Annotated in this window: 18 protein-coding genes; 4 read left to right on the top strand and 14 right to left on the bottom strand. The window is 72.4% G+C overall.

Features of this window, described 5'->3' with window-relative positions:
* Positions 1–190: 190 nt before the first annotated feature.
* The 3 genes from smc to ACTT8P_RS14695 form a co-directional block, all read right to left on the bottom strand.
* Positions 191–3745, bottom strand: coding sequence for a chromosome segregation protein SMC (gene smc / locus ACTT8P_RS14685; RefSeq protein ID WP_442832065.1), 3555 nt, complete (start codon positions 3743–3745; stop codon positions 191–193).
* 255 nt (positions 3746–4000) lie between these two features.
* Positions 4001–4204, bottom strand: coding sequence for a hypothetical protein (locus ACTT8P_RS14690; protein ID WP_228898360.1), 204 nt, complete (start codon positions 4202–4204; stop codon positions 4001–4003).
* A 380-nt stretch (positions 4205–4584) separates the two neighbouring features.
* Positions 4585–4866: an acylphosphatase gene (locus ACTT8P_RS14695; RefSeq protein WP_442832066.1), complete on the bottom strand. Its 282-nt coding sequence runs from the start codon at positions 4864–4866 to the stop codon at positions 4585–4587.
* Between the two features lie 181 nt (positions 4867–5047).
* Between ACTT8P_RS14695 and ACTT8P_RS14700 the strand changes: the two genes are divergently transcribed.
* Positions 5048–6076 carry a CAP domain-containing protein gene (locus ACTT8P_RS14700; protein ID WP_442832067.1) on the top strand — a complete coding sequence of 343 codons (1029 nt, stop codon included), beginning with the start codon at positions 5048–5050 and terminating at the stop codon, positions 6074–6076.
* A gap of 86 nt (positions 6077–6162) precedes the next feature.
* Positions 6163–6582, top strand: coding sequence for a winged helix-turn-helix transcriptional regulator (locus ACTT8P_RS14705; protein ID WP_442832068.1), 420 nt, complete (start codon positions 6163–6165; stop codon positions 6580–6582).
* Here ACTT8P_RS14705 and mutM read toward each other — a convergent pair.
* The 9 genes from mutM to ACTT8P_RS14750 all read right to left on the bottom strand — a co-directional run bounded on the left by mutM (position 6572) and on the right by ACTT8P_RS14750 (position 15581).
* Complete coding sequence (gene mutM, locus ACTT8P_RS14710) at positions 6572–7432, bottom strand: bifunctional DNA-formamidopyrimidine glycosylase/DNA-(apurinic or apyrimidinic site) lyase (protein ID WP_442832069.1); 861 nt, start codon at positions 7430–7432, stop codon at positions 6572–6574. The genes ACTT8P_RS14705 and mutM overlap by 11 nt on opposite strands.
* Before the next feature lie 100 nt (positions 7433–7532).
* On the bottom strand, positions 7533–8327 hold the full coding sequence (gene rnc / locus ACTT8P_RS14715; protein WP_442832070.1) for a ribonuclease III: 795 nt from the start codon (positions 8325–8327) through the stop codon (positions 7533–7535).
* A gap of 7 nt (positions 8328–8334) precedes the next feature.
* Positions 8335–8508 carry a 50S ribosomal protein L32 gene (gene rpmF, locus ACTT8P_RS14720; protein WP_003951102.1) on the bottom strand — a complete coding sequence of 58 codons (174 nt, stop codon included), beginning with the start codon at positions 8506–8508 and terminating at the stop codon, positions 8335–8337.
* Positions 8509–8510: 2 nt separating this feature from the next.
* Entirely contained in the window at positions 8511–9155 is a 645-nt protein-coding gene (locus ACTT8P_RS14725) for a YceD family protein (protein WP_442832071.1), read from the bottom strand.
* A gap of 131 nt (positions 9156–9286) precedes the next feature.
* The gene (locus ACTT8P_RS14730; protein WP_442832072.1) at positions 9287–10411 is read right to left on the bottom strand and encodes a cell division initiation protein; all 1125 of its coding nucleotides are present in this window, start codon (positions 10409–10411) and stop codon (positions 9287–9289) included.
* 87 nt (positions 10412–10498) lie between these two features.
* Positions 10499–10978, bottom strand: a complete 480-nt coding sequence (coaD, locus tag ACTT8P_RS14735; protein ID WP_442832097.1) for a pantetheine-phosphate adenylyltransferase — start codon at positions 10976–10978, stop codon at positions 10499–10501.
* Positions 10979–11004: 26 nt separating this feature from the next.
* Entirely contained in the window at positions 11005–11625 is a 621-nt protein-coding gene (gene rsmD, locus ACTT8P_RS14740; RefSeq protein WP_442832098.1) for a 16S rRNA (guanine(966)-N(2))-methyltransferase RsmD, read from the bottom strand.
* Between the two features lie 43 nt (positions 11626–11668).
* Positions 11669–13882 carry an ATP-dependent DNA helicase RecG gene (gene recG / locus ACTT8P_RS14745; protein ID WP_442832073.1) on the bottom strand — a complete coding sequence of 738 codons (2214 nt, stop codon included), beginning with the start codon at positions 13880–13882 and terminating at the stop codon, positions 11669–11671.
* Positions 13883–13931: 49 nt separating this feature from the next.
* Complete coding sequence (locus ACTT8P_RS14750) at positions 13932–15581, bottom strand: DAK2 domain-containing protein (protein ID WP_442832074.1); 1650 nt, start codon at positions 15579–15581, stop codon at positions 13932–13934.
* Positions 15582–15886: 305 nt separating this feature from the next.
* Here ACTT8P_RS14750 and rpmB point away from each other — a divergent pair, with 305 nt between their 5' ends.
* Positions 15887–16072 carry a 50S ribosomal protein L28 gene (gene rpmB, locus ACTT8P_RS14755; protein ID WP_003993230.1) on the top strand — a complete coding sequence of 62 codons (186 nt, stop codon included), beginning with the start codon at positions 15887–15889 and terminating at the stop codon, positions 16070–16072.
* Between the two features lie 91 nt (positions 16073–16163).
* On the opposite strand, the gene thiD is transcribed toward rpmB, so the two are convergent.
* A complete protein-coding gene (gene thiD / locus ACTT8P_RS14760) occupies positions 16164–16958 on the bottom strand; it encodes a bifunctional hydroxymethylpyrimidine kinase/phosphomethylpyrimidine kinase (protein ID WP_442832075.1) in 795 nt (264 codons plus the stop codon).
* Positions 16955–17923, bottom strand: coding sequence for a thiamine-phosphate kinase (locus ACTT8P_RS14765; RefSeq protein WP_442832076.1), 969 nt, complete (start codon positions 17921–17923; stop codon positions 16955–16957). The genes thiD and ACTT8P_RS14765 overlap by 4 nt, the downstream gene beginning before the upstream one ends.
* Before the next feature lie 210 nt (positions 17924–18133).
* Between ACTT8P_RS14765 and ACTT8P_RS14770 the strand changes: the two genes are divergently transcribed.
* Positions 18134–18367, top strand: a complete 234-nt coding sequence (locus tag ACTT8P_RS14770) for an Lrp/AsnC family transcriptional regulator (protein ID WP_442832077.1) — start codon at positions 18134–18136, stop codon at positions 18365–18367.
* Positions 18368–18380: the final 13 nt, after the last annotated feature.

Here is an 18380-nt window from a genome sequence, read left to right on the forward strand (position 1 = left end):
GGCAACGCCGCCGGGGTGGTTCACCCTTCTAGGACCATCTCAAGGTTCCTGAAGGTAAAAGCAACGTTGCAGAGACTATGCCTTCAAGTTTCGAAGTCAAAGAGACAGAAGTGTGACGTACAAGACGTCGATGACTAGATATACCTCCACGCCACCCCTACGCGCCTTCTCCTGCATTCAAGAAATGAAGTCACCGCAGCCGCTGGCTGATGACCTTCGACACGCCATCGCCCTGCATGGACACGCCGTACAACGCGTCCGCGACCTCCATCGTCCGCTTCTGGTGCGTGATCACGATCAGCTGGGACGCCTCCTGGAGCTCCTGCATGATCCGGATCAGCCGTTGCAGGTTGGTGTCGTCCAGCGCCGCCTCGACCTCGTCCATCACATAGAACGGGCTCGGCCGCGCCTTGAAGATCGACACCAGTAGCGCGACGGCGGTCAGCGACCGCTCCCCGCCGGACAGCAGCGACAGCCGCTTGACCTTCTTGCCCGGCGGCCGGGCCTCGACGTCCACGCCCGTGGTGAGCATGTGGTCGGGATCGGTCAGCAGCAGCCGCCCCTCCCCGCCGGGGAACAGCCGGCCGAACACGCCCTCGAACTCGCGGGCGGTGTCCCGGAACGCCTCGGTGAAGACCTGCTCGACGCGCTCGTCGACCTCTCGGACGACCTGGAGCAGATCGGCCCGGGTCTTCTTCAGGTCTTCCAGTTGCTCGCTGAGGAACTGGTGCCGCTCCTCCAGCGCCGCGAACTCCTCAAGGGCCAGCGGATTGACCTTGCCGAGCTGCTGGTAGGCCCGCTCGGCCGCCTTCAGCCGCTTCTCCTGCTCGGCCCGCTGGAACGGCCGGGGCCGGTTGCGCGGGTGGTCCGGGTCGTCGGGCAGCTCCTCGCCCTGGGCGGGGGGCGAGGGCGGCACCGTCTGGTGCGGCCCGTACTCGTCCACCAGTGCTGTCGGTTCCACACCGAGTTCCTCCAGCGCCTTGGTCTCCAGCTGCTCGATCCGCAGCCGTTTCTCGGCGCCGAGTACCTCACCCCGGTGAACTGAATCCGTGAGTTTGTCGAGCTCGGCCTTGAGATCACGTCCCGCGGTGCGGGCGGCGGCCAGCTCCTGTTCCCGCAGTGCCTTGGCGGCCTCGGCGGCGGTGCGCTCCGCCGCCGCGCGGGTCACGGAGACCTCGACGTGCGCCAGTAGCTGCCGGGCGCCGGCGGCGACCGCCCCGGCGACCGACGCCTCGTGGCGCAGCCGGGCCCGCCGCTGCTCGGCACGCGCGCGTGCCTCACGTTCCACCCGGGCGGCCCGGTCCAGCGAGTCGGCCCGTCCGGCCAGTCCCTTGACCCGTTCCTCGTGGGTACGGGCCTGGAGGCGGGCCTCCATCTCGGTCTGCCGGGCGTTGGCCCCGTCGGCGGCCAGCCGGTCCCGCCGGGCGGTGTCGGGCTCCTCGTCGACCGGCATCTCTTCGGCGACGGCCAGCCGCTCGGCCAGTTCCTCGGCGTCCAGCAGCGCCTTGTCCAGCGCCTCCTGCGCCCGGCCGGCCGCGGCGGCGGCCCGCTCGGCCTCGCCGGCCGCGCCCCGGGCCTGCCCGGCGAGCCGCCCGAGCTGCTGGGCGACGGCCGACTTCTCCCGGTCGGCGGCCCGGCGCCGCTCCCCCAGCCGCTCCACCAGTGCCGCGCACTCCCGGCGCCGCTCCCCGGCGGCCTGCTGGGCGCTCGCCAGCTCCGCGCACCGCGTGTCCAGCTCCGTCAGCTCGGCGGCGGCCTCGTCGACGGACGCCTGTACTTCGATGAGGCTGGGCGCGCCGGCCGAACCGCCGTGCGCGAGGTGCGCGCCGAGCAGGTCGCCGTCGGCGGTGACGGCGGTCAGCTCCGGCCGCGCGTAGACCAGTTCCTCGGCGTCCTCCAGGCTCTCCACGACGACCATCCCGCGCAGCAGCCGCCGCACCGCGGGCAGCAGTCCGGCCGGCCCGCGCACCAGATCGGCGGCGTACGGCGGCCCGTCCCCGCGCGGTGCGAGCGGTACGTCGTCACCGGCGCCGTCGATCAGCAGCGCGGCCCGGCCGGCGTCCTGTTTGCGCAGCAGGCGGATGGCGTCGGCGGCGGCGGACGGGGAGGTCACGGCGAGGGCGTCGGCGGCGGCGCCGAGCGCGGCGGCGAGCGGCACCTCGTGGCCCGGGGTGATGGTCAGCAGTTCGGCGGCCGGGCCGAGCAGTCCGGCCAGCCGGTCCCGGGCGGCGAGCAGCGCGCCGGTGCCGTCCTTGCGGCGCAGGCCCAGGGCGAGGGCGTCGTGCCGGGCCCGGGTGGCGGCCCGGGCCCGCTCGGCCGCGGTGGCCGCCTCGCGGGCGGTGGTCAGGGCGGTCTCGGCGGCGGCGAGCTGTCGCTTGGCCGCCTCGTGCCGCTCGGCGAGTTCGTGGTCGTCGGCGTCGAGGCCGTCGACCTCGGCCTTCAGCGCCTCGTACTCCTCCTGGGCGGCGACGGCGCGGTCCTGGGACTCGTCGCGGGCGGCGGCCAGGCGCTCGGTCTCCGACTGCGCGGCGGCGGCCCGGGAGCGGGCGGCGCCGGCCTGGCCGCTGAGCCGGGCCAGCCCCTCACGGCGGTCGGCGATGGCGCGGGCGGCGTCCTTGAGGCGGCGTTCCTCTTCGGCCAGCTCGCGTTCCAGCTCCGCGCGGTGCGCGGCCGTGTCCTCCAGTGCGCGCTGGGCCGCTTCCAGGGCGGCTTCCAGTTCGGCCTCCTGCTCGCGGACCCGGGCGGCCTCGCGCTCCAGGTCCTCGGGGTCCCGGCCGCGGCGCTCCTCCTCGGGCGCGGCGGTGGCGCTCTTCACCCGGGCCTCGGCCAGCGAGATCGTGCCGCGCACCCGTTCGGCCAGCTGGGACAGCTCGTACCAGGTCTGCTGGGCGCGCTGGAGCCGCGGGGTGAGCCGGCGCACCTCGTCCTCCAGGTCCGCCTCGCGCCGCAGGGCCTTGCCGAGGTCCCGTTCGGCGGCCTCCTTGCGTTCCTTCAGGGCGGCCTCGTCGGCGATCTCGACGGCCAGCGCCTCGCGCAGCCGCACCAGGTCGTCGGCGAGCAGACGGAGGCGGGCGTCGCGCAGATCGGCCTGGATGACGGCGGCCCGGCGCGCCACCGCCGCCTGCCGGCCCAGCGGCTTGAGCTGGCGGCGCAGCTCGTCGGTGAGGTCCTGGACGCGGGCCAGGTTGGCCTTCATCGCCTCCAGCTTGCGCAGCGCCTTCTCCTTGCGCTTGCGGTGCTTGAGGACGCCGGCCGCCTCCTCGATGAAGGCGCGGCGGCCCATCGGGTCGGCGTGCAGCACGGAGTCGAGCTGGCCCTGGCCGACGATGACGTGCATCTCGCGGCCGATGCCGGAGTCGGAGAGCAGTTCCTGGATGTCGAGGAGGCGGCAGGTGTCGCCGTTGATCTGGTACTCGCTGCCGCCGTTGCGGAACATGATCCGCGTGATGGTGACCTCGGCGTACTCGATGGGCAGCGCGCCGTCGGAGTTGTCGATGGTCAGCGACACCTCGGCGCGGCCCAGCGGCGGGCGGCCGGTGGTGCCGGCGAAGATGACGTCCTCCATTTTGCCGCCGCGCAGCGACTTGGCGCCCTGCTCGCCCATGACCCAGCTGAGCGCGTCCACGACGTTGGACTTGCCCGAGCCGTTCGGTCCGACGACGCAGGTGATGCCCGGCTCGAACCGGAGCGTGGTCGCCGAGGCGAACGACTTGAACCCGCGCAGGGTCAGGGCCTTCAGGTGCACGCCGCCGGACTTTACCTCCCGGTGCGGTCTCACTCCATGAACGCTTGGACCCCTGCGGTTTCGCCGTTGAACGTGCAGGGCACATCAGACGTTAAAGAAGCTGAGGGGTCCGCGGGGGAGGCAAGAAAGAAGGGACGCCGAAGCGTCCCTTGCAACTCTGAGCAACCGAGCGGCTGTACAGGCGGCCCGACCACTGCTGGTGCTGCTCCACTGCGGTGGTGCTGTGCGTGGGCTGTGCGTGGAGCGATGCAGTGATCAGGTCAGCGCAGGCTCCGCCTGGTGTGCGTCAACGCTCTCCATGATCCTGTCGTGAGAAGCGGCAGCCGCGAGCGCGTCGTTCTCCGCCTGGATTCGTCCGAGCTCGGATTCCAGGTCCTGGACGCGCTGCTGGAGCCGTCGCATCTCGGCGAGGAGTCGAGGGTCGGAGCCGCCGACGTAACCGAGAAGCGCCTTTGCCATGATGGATGGTCCTCCACAATGAGTGACCGACCGATGCGGTGTGGGTCGTGAGGGATTCGCACCCGCGGTGCTTGGCACTTTGGAGTTTTTGCTGCCGTTCAACCATGCCAAACAGCTAAGGTGCGCGGGGCTTTCAGAGTCTCACCAAAATGTTTGACGGTCAACACGATCACGCCCCGTATTGGCGCACGGCCCGGGGCGCGCGGCCGGGAAACGGCGGCGCTGCGACTCCTGCGGGCCCCTCGGGGCGTGGCGCCGATCCTGCCGTGCGGGACCCGTTATGGCAAGCGATTCTCGGCAACCACCTGCTCGTTTCCGTTCCGGGCGGCGTCCGGCCGGCGGGCCGGGCGGCCCTTCGCCGGGCCGCCGGCGACCCCGGGTCAGCGGATGGCGAAGCCGTCGTAGCCGCCGCGGGGTGTGTCCCAGATCTCGGTGACACCGTCCACGCGGCCGGGCGTGTCGTCGCCGTGCAGCCAGTCGAGGAGTGCCGCGCACCGCTCCTTGGGCCCCTCCGCGACCACCTGCACCCGCCCGTCGCCCAGATTGAGAGCAAAACCACTCAGCTCGCCCAGCTCCAGTGCCCGCGCCCGGGTGAACCAGCGGAATCCCACGCCCTGCACATGTCCGCGCACCCAGGCGACCAGCCGTACATCCTCGTTCATGGGGGCAACCTAACGGGCCGATGTCCCTGCGGGCACTTCCTCCCCTGGCGCCATGCGGTACCGTCCCGGTCCAACGAATCTCATACGAAACTCACTCGATCGTGTGGGTTTCGTGTTGATCAAGCGTTGCCTTGTTGATCAAGAGACGAGTTCGCACCGCGAGGACGAGGAAGGCCAGTACATGGGACGCCACCGACGCTCCGCCGCCGGCCCCGCCAGCGGTCCCGTCACCGGGACCGCGCCCTATCTGAACCCCGAGGCGTACGCGGAGGCGCAGGCGAGGAGCGAGGCGTACCTGTACGGGACGGGCGGGACGGGCGGCACGGACACCCCGGCCGGCCCTCCCGTGGCCGCTCCCCGGCGGTCCGGGTCCCGCCGCCGCAAGAAGACGGCCTCCGTGCCGGTCCGTACCGGCCTGCTGGGGGCCTCGGCCGCCGTCGCCCTCGGCGCGGTCGCGGTGGCCACGGGCGCGGTGCCCGGCCTGGACGGCCTGCGGATCGGCGGGGGCCCGGGCGGCGGCGACAACGTGCAGGCGGCGGACTCGCCGTCCGGCACGCCCAGCGCGCAGGGCGGCACCTCGGGCGCCGTCGACGGCGGCGCCGACGAGTCCGCCGACGACGGTTCGGCCTCGCCCTCCGCGTCCGCGTCGGCGTCGAAGAAGCCGTCCGCGTCACCCTCCTCCTCCGCGCCGTCGAAGACGCCGGGCAAGCAGGAGAAGAAGAAGCCGGCGGCCACCCCCAGCGAGAAGACCGAGCCCACCCCGTCGCGCACGGCCACCGAGGAGCCGGCGCAGACGAAGGAGCCGGCCGGCGGGTCCGTCGCGGTCTCCGAGGCGGCCGCCGCCGAGGCCCAGGTGCTCACGCTCGTCAACGAGGAGCGGGCCAAGGTGGGCTGCACCCCCGTCGCCGCCAACAGCGCGCTGACCTCACTGGCCGAGGACTTCAGCGCGGCCATGGCCGCGCAGGACTTCTTCGACCACACCGACCCCAGCGGCGCGACCCCCTGGGACCGGGCCGAGGCGGCCGGGATAACCAACCTCGGCGGCGAGAACATAGCCCGCGGCCAGGCGGACGCGGCGGCGGTGATGGACGCCTGGATGAACAGCGAGGGCCACCGGGCCAACATCCTGAACTGCGACTTCAAGACCCTGGGCGTCGGCGTGCACTTCGGCTCCGGCGGCCCCTGGTGGACCCAGGACTTCGGCTACTAGAAACTGCTGGGGACCGCACCCCGCGCGGGCTTTCCACCGCTCCGCGCGGCCTGCGGGACCGCGCTGTGCTCACGTACGCTGGAGACATGTCGACCACGCAGGAGTGCACGGAAGAGCGGGACCTTCCGTACGACGTGTTCTCCCGGGACTGCCCCTCGCGAGGCACGCTGGAGCATGTCACCGGACGCTGGGGCGCGCTCACGCTCGGCGCCCTGTACGAGCACTCGTTCCGCTTCAACGAACTGCGCCGCCGGGTGGACGGCGTCAGCGAGAAGATGCTCTCCCAGACGCTGCACGCGCTGGAGCGCGATGGCCTGGTGCACCGCGAGGCCCAGCCGACCAACCCGCCCCGGGTCGACTACGAACTGACCCCGCTCGGCCGGGAGACGGCCCGGCGGCTGCTCGCCCTCATCGAGTACCTCGAAGGCAGCATGGACGAGGTGCTGGCGGCCCGCGAGCGCTACGACGCCGAGCGGACCGGCACCGGGCAGCCGGCTAGGGCGTGACGCGCGGCGGGCGCTGGCACTTCGGGCAGAAGTAGCTGGACCGGTTCATCCACGGCCGGCGGCGCATCGGCGTGGCACAGCGGCCGCAGGGCAGTCCCTCGCGGCCGTACGCGTCCAGCGACCGGTCGAAGTAGCCCGACTCCCCGTTGACGTTGACGTACAGGCTGTCGAAGCTGGTGCCGCCGACCGAGAGGGCCGCGTTCAGCACGTCCCGTACATGGCCGAGGAGTTCCTGGGTGCGCGGACGGGTGAGGGTGGCGGTGGGGCGCTCGTAGTGCAGGCGGGCGCGCCACAGCGCCTCGTCCGCGTAGATGTTGCCGACGCCGCTGATCAGGGACTGGTCGAGCAGGGCCCGTTTGATGGTGGTGCGCTTGCGGCGCAGGGCCTGGTGGAACGCCTCGTCGTCGAAGAGCGGGTCGAGCGGGTCGCGGGCGATGTGCGCGATGACGTCGGGCAGCCCGTCGGGCGAGGTGTCGTGCAGCGACAGCCCGCCGAAGGTGCGCTGGTCGACGAAGCGCAGCTCGGTGCCGAGGGCGTCGGCGAAGCGGACCCGGACCCGCAGATGCTTCTCGACCGGCGCCTCGTGCGGCTGGACCAGCAGCTGGCCGCTCATCCCGAGGTGGGCGAGGACCGCCTGCCCGCTGTCCGCCAACGGCAGCCACAGGTACTTGCCGCGCCTGCTCGGCACCCCGATCCGGTGGTCCTTGAGCCGCTGGGCGAAGTCGTCGGCACCGGCCGGGTGCCGGCGTACCGCGCGGGGGTGCAGGACCTCGGCGTCGGCGACGCTCCGGTGGGCGACCCACCGCTCCAGACCGCGCCGGACGACCTCTACTTCGGGCAACTCGGGCATGCGTTCCCCCACTGCGGGACGGTGTGACGACGACGAGCGCCCGCCCCGGGCAGGGGCGGGCGCTCGGAGCGCCTCTCTGCGAAGAGCGGGATGAAGCGGATCAGGCGGAGGCCGACGGTATGTCGGCGGTCTCCGCGGCGGCCTCGGCCGCCTCGGCGCGCTCGTCCGCCGCGGCCCGGATGGACCGCCACGCGGATTCCGCGGCCTGCTGCTCCGCTTCCTTCTTGCTGCGGCCGGTGCCGGTGCCGTACGAGACGCCTCCGACGCGGGCGGCAGCAGTGAAGGTCTTCTCGTGGTCGGGGCCGGTCTCCGTGACCAGGTACTCGGGGACACCGAGCCCTTCGGTCGCGGTCAGCTCCTGGAGACTGGTCTTCCAGTCCAGGCCGGCACCGAGATTGGAGGACTTTTCGATCAGGGGATCGAACAGGCGGTGCACCAGCTCCGCCGCCGCGTCCAGGCCCTGGTCGAGATAGACGGCGCCGATCACCGCTTCGAGGGTGTCGGCGAGGATGGATGCCTTGTCCCGGCCGCCCGTGCCCTCTTCACCGCGGCCGAGCCGGATGAAGGAGCCCAGTTCCAGCCCGCGACCGACCTCCGCCAGCGCACGCGAGTTGACCACCGCGGCCCGCAACTTGGCCAGCTGGCCTTCGGGCAGGTCGGGGTGGATGCGGTACAGCGTGTCGGTGACGACGAGACCGAGCACGGAGTCCCCGAGGAACTCCAGCCGCTCGTTCGTCGGCAGACCGCCGTTCTCGTACGCGTAGGAACGGTGGGTCAGCGCGCGCACCAGAAGGGCGGACTCGAGCTGATACCCGAGCCGCCCTTCCAGAAGCGTGTGGGACGAGGCCTGGTGCTCCGCAGCGTTTTTCTTCGGCGTGGACACAGTGCCTCTCACCAGCCGCTCAGACCTCGAGGACCTGGCGCTTGTTGTAAGTGCCGCACGACGGGCACGCGATGTGCTGCTGCTTGGGCTCGTGGCAGCGCTCGCACGCAACCAGGGTGGGGACCGCAGCCTTCCACTGCGACCGGCGGTGGCGCGTGTTGCTGCGCGACATCTTCCGCTTCGGAACAGCCACGGCTACTTCTCCTGCTTCTCGTCGGCGCCTGCTTCGGCGCCGCTCATCTCGTCCTTCTCGCCGTCTCCGAGTGAACCGGCGAGTCCCTGCAGTGCCGCCCAACGGATGTCGACGGCGTCATGGTGGTGGTCCGGGTCGTCCGCCAGGCGTACGCCGCACTCGACGCACAGTCCCGGACAGTCCTCCCGGCACACCGGCTGCATCGGCAGTGCGAGCACCACCGCATCGCGCAGCACGGGTTCGAGGTCGAACAGGCCGTCCTCGAGAAAGAGCTGGTCCTCGTCTTCCTCGGCGTCGTCGGCCGGTTCCGCTTTCACACGGCCCCGGTCGTCGGCGTCAGGGTACGAGAACATCTCCTGGAAGTCCGCTTCGAGCTCGAGCTCGACCGGCTCCAGACACCTTACGCACTCCCCCTCGGCCGCGGCACGGGCGGTGCCTGTGACGAGCACCCCTTCCATGACCGACTCCAGCCGGAGCGCCAGCTCCACCGGGGCGCCTTCCGGCACTCCGATGACTCCCTTGATACCGAGGTCCTGGGGAGCGTCGACCGTGCGGGTCAGGCGCTGTTGCGCACCGGGCCGCCGGCCCAGCTCGTGTGTGTCGAACACGAGGGGGTTGCGGTGGTCGAGGTGGGCGTTCAGGGCCATTCCAACTTTCGGTCTTCGAGCGTCGTACTTCGTACTGCGGGCAGCGCTGATCGTGCGGTTACACACGACCGAAGAGCCAGGATACTGGAGCTTTCCCGCACGGCCCAATCCGGTGCCGGAGCCGGTGGAAACTACAGTCCCCGGCCCTGTTCGTAGGCCTTCAGCTGCTCCGCGCTGATCATGCTGGTGTCGAAGAGGCTGGTCTCGTCGAGGCCCTGGGCCTGCTGCTGCGGGTCGTATGCCAGCTGCTGGGGGTCGTAGGCGGGCTGCTGCCCCTCGTACCCCTGCTGCTGGGCGTCGTAGCCCTGGTAGGCGTAGGGGTCGGCCTGCTGGTAGCCGTACGCGTCCCGCTGGCCGGCGTAGGTCTGCTGCGGGTAGCCGCCGTACGGGTCGGGCTGCTGCTGGGCGTAGCCGTACGCGGTCTGGTCGGCCGGTGCCGCCTGGGCCACCGCCGGCTGCGGCTGCTGCTGTTGTTGCTGCTGCTGCTGCTGCTCGGTGTAGTCCCGCTGCCGGGACTGCTCGGCGGCGGCGTCACTGTCGGCGAGGGCGGCCAGGTCGGCGAGGTAGTCGGCGTCGCTGGAGTGCTGCCGGGTGGTGGTGTCGTCGGCGAGGGCGCCGAGGTCGTCGGAGGCGATCCGGCCGTGCAGCTTCTGCCGGCCGCGGCCGACCGCCTCCAGGGTCTTGGCCAGCACCGCCTCGAAGGCGCCCAGCTTGACGTCGACGTAGGCGTCGGCGTCGCGGCGCAGGGTCTCGGGGTCGTGGCTGCGCTCGGGGGCGTCCTCGTCCTCGTAGCCGTTCTCGTCGATGCCGGGGCCGGTGCCGAGCAGTTTCTCGCGGCCGCGGCCGACCGAGCCGAGCGTCTTGGTGAGGACGACCTCGAAGTTGGCGAGCTTGGAGTCGACGTAGTCGTCGGCCTCGGCGCGGATCTCCTCGGCCTCCCGGCGGGCCTCGGTGAGGATGCGGTCGGCCTCGGCCTGGGAGCGGCGCACGACCTCCATGTCGGAGATCAGCGAGCCGCGCTCGGCGTGCGCGGTCTCGATGATCCGCGTCGCCTCCTGGCGGGCCTGCTCCACCATCTGCTCGCGGTCGCCGATCAGCTCCTGGGCCTGGGCGAGGGAGCCGGGCAACGCGGCCCGCACCTCTTCCAGCAGGGAGAGCAGGTCCGCGCGGTTGACCACGCAGGAGGCCGACATGGGCATGGACCGGGCGCCGGAGACCGTCGAGACGATCTCGTCCAGCTTCTTCTGCACGTCCACCGTGTGCTCGCCACTCTCTACAGCTGTGTTGGAGACGGACGGGACGACTGTACGGCTCCGGGGCGGGCGCCGGACACCGCCCGGCGCTCAGTCCTTGCGCAGCCGCTCGGTGAGCGCGTCGTGGACCATCGGGGGCACCAGGTGGGAGACGTCGCCGCCCCAGGTGGCGACCTCCTTGACCAGCGAGGAGGACAGGAAGCTGTAGGTCGGGTTGGTGGGCATGAAGAGGGTCTCCACGCCCGAGAGGCCGTTGTTCATCTGGGCCATCTGCAGTTCGTAGTCGAAGTCGCTGACCGCGCGCAGGCCCTTGACGATGGCCGGGATCTCGCGCTCCTTGCAGAAGTCGACGAGGAGGCCGTGGAAGGACTCGACGCGGACGTTGCCGTACTCGGCGGTGACCCGGCCGATGAGGTCGATGCGCTCCTCGACGGCGAACAGGCCCTTCTTCGACTGGTTGATCATCACCGCGACGTAGACCTCGTCGTACAGCCTGGAGGCACGGGAGATGATGTCCAGATGGCCATTGGTGATCGGGTCGAACGACCCGGGACAGACGGCGCGGCGCACTTGAGATCCCTCGCTCTCGAGTCCGGTCATCGTGCGTCTTCGCACGTAGAGGCGGCGCGACCGTACCAAAACGTTCCCTCGCCGTAGCGACGGGCCCGGAGCGCGTCGAAACCCTCCGGCCACCGGAACTCCCCGCCTCTGGTGCTGCGCTCCACGGTGACGAGGGCATCGTCCGCGAGCCAGCCCTGAGTGCGGAGTGTGAGCAGGATCTCCCGAAGATCGTCGTCGGTGACGGCGTACGGCGGGTCCAGGAAGACCAGGTCGTACGGGTCGTCCGGCGGGGTCTGGATGATCTGCTGGGCCTTGCCCGCGCGGACCTCGGCGCCGGGCAGCCGGAGGGTCCGCACGTTCTCCCGGACGGTGCGGGCGGCGCGCGCGTCGGCCTCCACGAGGAGGACGTGGCCGGCGCCCCGGGAGAGGGCTTCCAGGCCGACGGCGCCGGAGCCGGCGTACAGGTCGAGGACGCGTTCGCCGTCCAGGGGGCCGCCGAGGAGGGACTGCCAGGTGGAGAGGAGGCCCTCGCGGGCGCGGTCGGAGGTGGGGCGGGTGCCGTTGCCTGGCGGCACCGCGAGGCGTCGTCCGCCGGCTTCGCCGGCGATTACGCGGGTCATCTTGGGTCCTTGGTGGTGGGCGGCTTCAGGTTTCAGTGTGGCTGGTCGCGCAGTTCCTCGCGCCCCTGGGTAACTTCCCTCACCCCTTTTCCAAGTACTGTTCCCGTTCCTCGTCCAAGAGGGCGTCCAAAGCCGTTCGTAGGCCGGGCAACCCGGTCAGCTCCGGGTCCGCTGCCACCACCGCCGTCGCCTCCGCTCTCGCCTCCGCGATGATCTCCTCGTCCTCGATGACGGCGAGGACCTTGAGGGAGGTGCGGGCGCCGGACTGGGCCTGGCCCAGGACGTCGCCCTCGCGGCGCTGTTCGAGGTCGATGCGGGAGAGCTCGAAGCCGTCCAGGGTGGCGGCCACGGCGTTGAGCCGCTGACGGGCCGCACTGGCCTCCGGCATCTCGGAGACCAGCAGGCACAGACCGGGGGCCGAGCCGCGGCCGACCCGGCCGCGCAGCTGGTGCAGCTGGGAGACGCCGAAGCGGTCCGCGTCCATGATCACCATGGCGGTGGCGTTGGGGACGTTGACGCCGACCTCGATGACAGTGGTGGCGACCAGGACGTCGGTCTCGCCGGCGGCGTAGCGGCGCATCACGGCGTCCTTGCCGTCGGGCTGCATCCGGCCGTGCAGGACCTCGACCCCGAGGCCGCTCAGCGGGCCCTTGGCGAGCTGGTCGGCGACGTCCAGGACGGCGAGCGGGGGCCGTTTGTCGCCCTCGCCCTCGGCCGGTCTGCCCTTCTTCTTCGGTGTCTCGTCCTCGTCGCCGATGCGGGGGCAGACCACGTACGCCTGGTGGCCGTTCTCCACCTCCTCGCGCACCCGCTCCCAGGCGCGGGCCAGGAAGTGCGGTTTGTCGGCGGCCGGGACGACATGGCTGGCGATCGGGGAGCGGCCGGCCGGGAGTTGGTCCAGGACGGAGGTCTCCAGGTCGCCGAAGACGGTCATGGCGACCGTGCGCGGGATGGGCGTGGCGGTCATGACGAGCAGGTGCGGGGGCTGCTTTCCCTTGCCGCGCAGGGCGTCGCGCTGCTCGACGCCGAACCGGTGCTGTTCGTCGACGACGACCAGGCCGAGGTCGTGGAACTGGACCTTGTCCTCGATCAGCGCGTGGGTGCCGATGACGATGCCGGCCTCGCCGGTGGCCAGGTCGAGCATGGCCTGGCGGCGGGCGGCGGTGCCCATCGAGCCGGTGAGCAGCACCACTTTGGTGGCGTGCTCGGAGCCGCCGAGCATGCCGCCCTCGGCCAGTTCGCCCATCATCTCCGTGACCGACCGGTGGTGCTGCTGGGCGAGCACCTCGGTGGGCGCGAGCATCGCGGCCTGGCCGCCGGCGTCGACCACGGCGAGCATGGCGCGCAGGGCGACCATCGTCTTGCCCGAGCCGACCTCGCCCTGCAGCAGCCGGTGCATCGGGTGCTCGGTGGCCAGGTCGTCGAAGATCTCGCGGGAGACCTTTTGCTGGCCCTCGGTGAGGGTGAAGGGGAGACGGTCGTCGAAGGCGGTCAGCAGGCCGTCGGGCCGGGGCCGGCGCGGGACCGCGGGCAGCTGGGTCTCGGCGTGCCGGCGGCGGGCCAGGGCGACCTGGAGGACGAACGCCTCGTCCCACTTCAGCCGGGCGCGGGCGGCGGCGATGTCGGCCTGGGTGTGCGGGCGGTGGATCTTGCGCAGGGCCTCGGGGAGGGAGAGCAGTCCGCGTCCCTCGCGCAGGGACGCGGGGAGCGGGTCGACGGCCTCCTCGGCGGCGGGCAGCACCGTCTGGATCGCCTTGGCCAGCTTCCAGGACTCCAGCTTGGCGGTGGCGGGGTAGAGCGGGATGAGGGCGCCGGCCCAGCTCTCCACCGTCTCCTCGGCGTCGCCGCGCAGCAACTCGTAGGCCGGATGGGCCAGTTGCAGCCGTCGGTTGAAGACGGAGACCTTGCCGGCGAACATCGCGCGGGTGCCCGGCAGCAGGTCCTTGTGGGGTTTGTGGACGCCGTGGCCGAAGAAGACCAGGGTGAGCCGGCCGCTGCCGTCGGTGATGGTCACCTCCAGGCGCTGTCCCTTGCCGCGCGGGGCCTTGGCCGAGGCGAAGGTGTGCAGCCGGGCGTCGGCGACCTGGGCGACCACCGTGACGTGCTCGTCCATCGGCAGGTCGGCGAGGTGGGTGAGCTGCCCGCGCTCCTCGTATCTGCGCGGGTAGTGGTGGAGCAGGTCGCCGACCGTGTGCAGGCCGAGGTGCTCGGCCATCACCTTCGCGGTGGCGGGGCCGAGCACCGACTTCAGCGGCTGATGCAGGGGTTCTCGCAGTCCGGGCACGAGATCCATTGCACACCACGGCACTGACAATGGCCGCGCGCGGCCCGGCGGAACCCCGCTACTCGACGCCGATCAGCAGCAGCGCGCCCTGCCGGCCGCCCCGGTAGACCACGGTGTCCACGGCGAGGTACGCCTCCCTGACCCGGGCCGCCAGGTGCTCGGCGACGTCCTCGGGGGCGTCGTCGCCGAGGACCAGGGTGACCAGTTCGCCGCCGGCCGCGAGCATCCGGTCCAGCACGGTCGTCGCGGTGGCGGTGACGTCGGAGCCGATCACCGCCACGTCGCCGTCGACCAGGCCGAGGACGTCGCCGGCCTGGCAGATGCCGGCCGTGGTCCAGGACTGGCGTTCGGCGACGGCGACCTCGGCGTACCGGGTGGCGCCGGCCGCCGAGGTCATCGCCACGACGTCCTCGTCGAAGCGCCGTCCGGGTTCGTGCACGGCGAGCGCGGCGAGGCCCTGGACCGCGGAGCGGGTCGGGATGAGGGCGACCCGCACGCCCGCCGCCCGGGCCTGGTCGGCGGCCGCGGCGGCGGTGTGCCGCAGTTCGGCGTCGTTCGGCAGCAGCACCACCTCGTGCGCGTGCGCGCGGCGCACCGCCTCGGCCAGTTCCGCGCTGGCGGGCGGCTCCCCGGGGCGGGCCAGCACGGCCGTCGCGCCGGCCTGGGCACAGAGCCCGGCCAGCCCCTCGCCGGGCACCACCGCCACCACGGCCCGCTGGACCCGCTCCCGGGCCGGCCGGCCGGCTCCGCCGGTGTGCGCGTCGCCCTGCCCGAAGTGGGTGATCCGGATCCGGTACGGCCGGCCCGCCTCGACGCCCGCCTCCACGGCGGCCCCCGCGTCGTCGACGTGCACATGGACGTTCCACAGGCCGTCGCCGCCGACCACCACCAGGGAGTCCCCGAGGGCGTCCAGCCGCTGCCGCAGCCGGGCGACGGCCGTGTCGTCGGCCTCCAGGAGATAGATCACCTCGAAGGCGGGTCCGCCCGCGTCCGGCGGGCACACCTCCTCGCCCGCCGTGCCCCCCACACGTGTGTACGACCCCGGTGCCGCCGACGGCACCTCCCCCGTGAGCGTCTCCACCAGCGCCGCGAGGACCGTCACCAGGCCGTGCCCGCCCGCGTCCACCACTCCGGCGCGCTTCAGGGCGGGCAGTTGTCCCGGGGTCGCGGCCAGCGCCGTCCGGGCGCCCTCGTGCGCCGCGCGGGCGACGGCGGCGCAACCGCCCTCCGCGCGGTGCGCCGCGTCGGCGGCGGCCGCGGCGACGGTCAGCACGGTGCCCTCGACCGGGTGGGCGACGGCCTGCCGCGCGGAGTCGGCCGCGCGGCGCAGCGCGCGCCGCAGCCCGAGTCCCTCGACGGGCACGCCCTCTCCCTGCTCGGCGAGCACCTGGGCCATGCCGCGCAGCAGCTGCGCCAAAATCGTCCCGGAGTTGCCCCGGGCGCCGATCAGCGCGCCGTGCGCCATCGCCCGTACCGCCTCGGCGAGCGAGGGTCCGGCACCGGCGCCGCCCGCCTCATGCGCCGAGAACACCGCCTCCACCGCCGCCGCCGCCGACTCCACCGTCAGATACAGGTTGGTGCCGGTGTCCCCGTCGGCGACCGGGTACACGTTGATCGCGTCGATCTCCTCGCGGGCCCGCCCCAGCGCGCCGAGCGCCAGGCCGCACCAGGTGCGCACCGCCACCGCGTCGAAGAACTCCTGCGGCACCTGCGCCTCCCTGAGCTGCTGGACGTGGCACGCAGCGTAGACCCCGGGGCGGTACCCGCCGGAACAGGGCCTGAGCAGGGCCGGGGACAGGGCCGGGAACAGGGCCGGGGACAGGGCCGTGAGCTGCCGTGGTAGTTTCGTTGTACGGACGCAGTCGTTGTATGCTGCTCCGGTTGCCCGATCCCGATCGGGCCATTCCCCCTGGCACCGCCACTCAGATCACGGCCGCTCGCAAGAGCTCCGAGACCTTGATCCCGGCATGCCGGGATCAACCGTAAGTGCATCTGAAGTCTTTGGAGTGACCCGTGGCTGCCAACTGCGACGTCTGCGGCAAGGGGCCGGGCTTCGGCAACAACATCTCGCACTCGCACCGCCGTACGTCCCGCCGCTGGAACCCCAACATCCAGCGTGTGCGTACCGTGGTGGGCGGGACGCCGAAGCGCGTGAACGCTTGCACCTCGTGCATCAAGGCCGGCAAGGTCTCGCGCTGACGCTCAGCAACAGCGCGCGGCCACTGTCGGTTCGCAGCAGGAAGCCGGTCCATCTCAGGGTGGGCCGGCTTCTTGCTGTGCCCACTCGGCCTCACTGACGTCGAAGCGCCCACCCATGATCCACCGGCCCGATCCCCCCGCCCAGCGCGAACCCGGCCGCGATCGCCCCGGTGACGTACTCCTTGGCCGCCGCCACCGCCTGGGGCACCGGCCGGCCGTGCGCCAGGTGCGCGGCGATCGCCGAGGCCAGGGTGCAGCCCGTGCCGTGGGTGTGCCGGTTGTCGTGCCGCGCCGCCCGCAGCCAGTGCTCCTCGGCACCGTCGGTGAGCAGGTCCACGGCCTCGCCCGGCAGATGACCGCCCTTGATCAGCGCCCAGCGCGGCCCGAACTCCAGCAGGGCCGCCGCCGCCCGGCGCATCCCGTCCGCCGACTCCACCCGGACGCCGGTGAGCTGCGCCACCTCGTCCAGGTTCGGGGTGGCGACGGTCGCGACCGGCAGCAGCTTGGTGCGTACCGAGTCCAGGGCGGACGCGGCCAGCAGCGGATCGCCATGCTTGGAGACGCCGACCGGGTCGATCACGGCGGGCGCGTCGGTCCCGGCGATCAGCTCGGCGACCGTCTCGACCAGTTCCGCCGAGGCCAGCATGCCGGTCTTGACCGCCTGGACGCCGATGTCGTCGACGACACTGCGGTACTGCGCCCGGACCGCCTCGGCGGGCAGTTCCCAGGCGCCCTGCACCCCCAGCGAGTTCTGCGCGGTCACCGCGGTGATCACGCTCATCCCGTGGGTGCCGAGCGCCAGCATCGTCTTCAGGTCGGCCTGGACGCCGGCGCCGCCGCCGGAGTCGGACCCGGCCACCGTGAGGACGTTCGGCAGCGCGCTCATCCCTCGATCTCCCCGCCGAAGTGGTCCCACCCGCCGGTACTGGTCCAGGGCGCCCCGTCGACCGTCACCTGCGGCAGCGCCGAGGGGTGCAGCACCTCGCCGATGACCTTCCAGCGGGCGGGCAGCTTCACGTCCGGCCCGAAGGTCGCCACGATCGCGTGGTCCTCTCCCCCGGTCAGCACCCACTGGAGCGGGTCGACGCCGACGGCCTGGCCGATGTCGTTCATCTGGGACGGGATGTCGATCTGCCCGGAGCGGATGTCGATCCGGACCTTGCTGGCCTCCGCGATGTGCCCGAGGTCGGCGATCAGCCCGTCGCTGACGTCGCACATCGCGCTCGCGCCGAGCCCGGCGGCGGCCGGCCCGGCGTGGTACGGCGGCTCCGGGCGCCGGTGCGCCTCGACGAACGCGCGCGGCGAGCGGAACCCCCGGGACAGTACGGCGAACCCGGCGGCGGACCAGCCGAGCCAGCCGGTCACCGCGACCAGGTCGCCGGGGCGGGCGCCGGCCCGGGTCACCGGTTCCTGGCCGCGCAGGTCGCCGAGGGCGGTGATGGACACCGTGATGGTGTCGCCGCGCACCACGTCGCCGCCGACCACCGCCGCGCCGGCCACCTGGCACTCGTCGCGCAGCCCGTCCATCAGCTCGGTCGGCCAGGTCACCGGCAGTTCGGCGGGGACCACCAGGCCGAGCAGCAGCGCGGTCGGCACGGCGCCCATCGCCGCGATGTCCGCCAGGTTCTGGGCGGCGGCCTTGCGGCCGACGTCGTAGGCGGTGGACCAGTCGCGGCGGAAGTGCCGGCCCTCCACGAGGATGTCGGTGGTGGCCACCACCCGCCGGTCGGGTGCGGCGACCACGGCGGCGTCGTCGCCGGGGCCGATCCGGACCGCCGGGGTGGTGGTGAGACGGGAGGTGAGCTCCCTGATGAGCCCGAACTCCCCGAGCTCACCAACAGTGCCCTTCATGGCCCTACTCCCCTTCCGTCCCGGTCCGTGCCCGGTCGCGCTTCGTCTGTGTGTACCAGGGTCGGGCACCGGGCCCGAGTGGCGGGGTCGGCGTCCGGGTGTCCCGGCGCGCGAGACCCCTGCCCCGCGGGTCTCCCCGCGGCGCGGGCCCACGCGATACCGTGGCGTTCCTTTTCCCCACATGATCCTCGTGGCCGCCCTGGAGGTTCCGTGGTACAGGCGTACATCCTGATCCAGACGGAGGTCGGCAAGGCGTCGGCCGTCGCCCAGGCGATCGGCAGACTGCCGGGGGTGATCCAGGCCGAGGACGTGACTGGACCGTACGACGTGATCGTGCGCGCCGAGGCCGACACCGTCGACGACCTGGGTCGCATGGTGGTCGCCAAAGTCCAGCAAGTGGACGGCATCACCCGCACCCTGACCTGCCCGGTCGTCCATCTGTAGGCCCCGTCTACCC

Source organism: Streptomyces sp. JW3 (assembly GCF_052216785.1).
Lineage (GTDB): Bacteria > Actinomycetota > Actinomycetes > Streptomycetales > Streptomycetaceae > Streptomyces.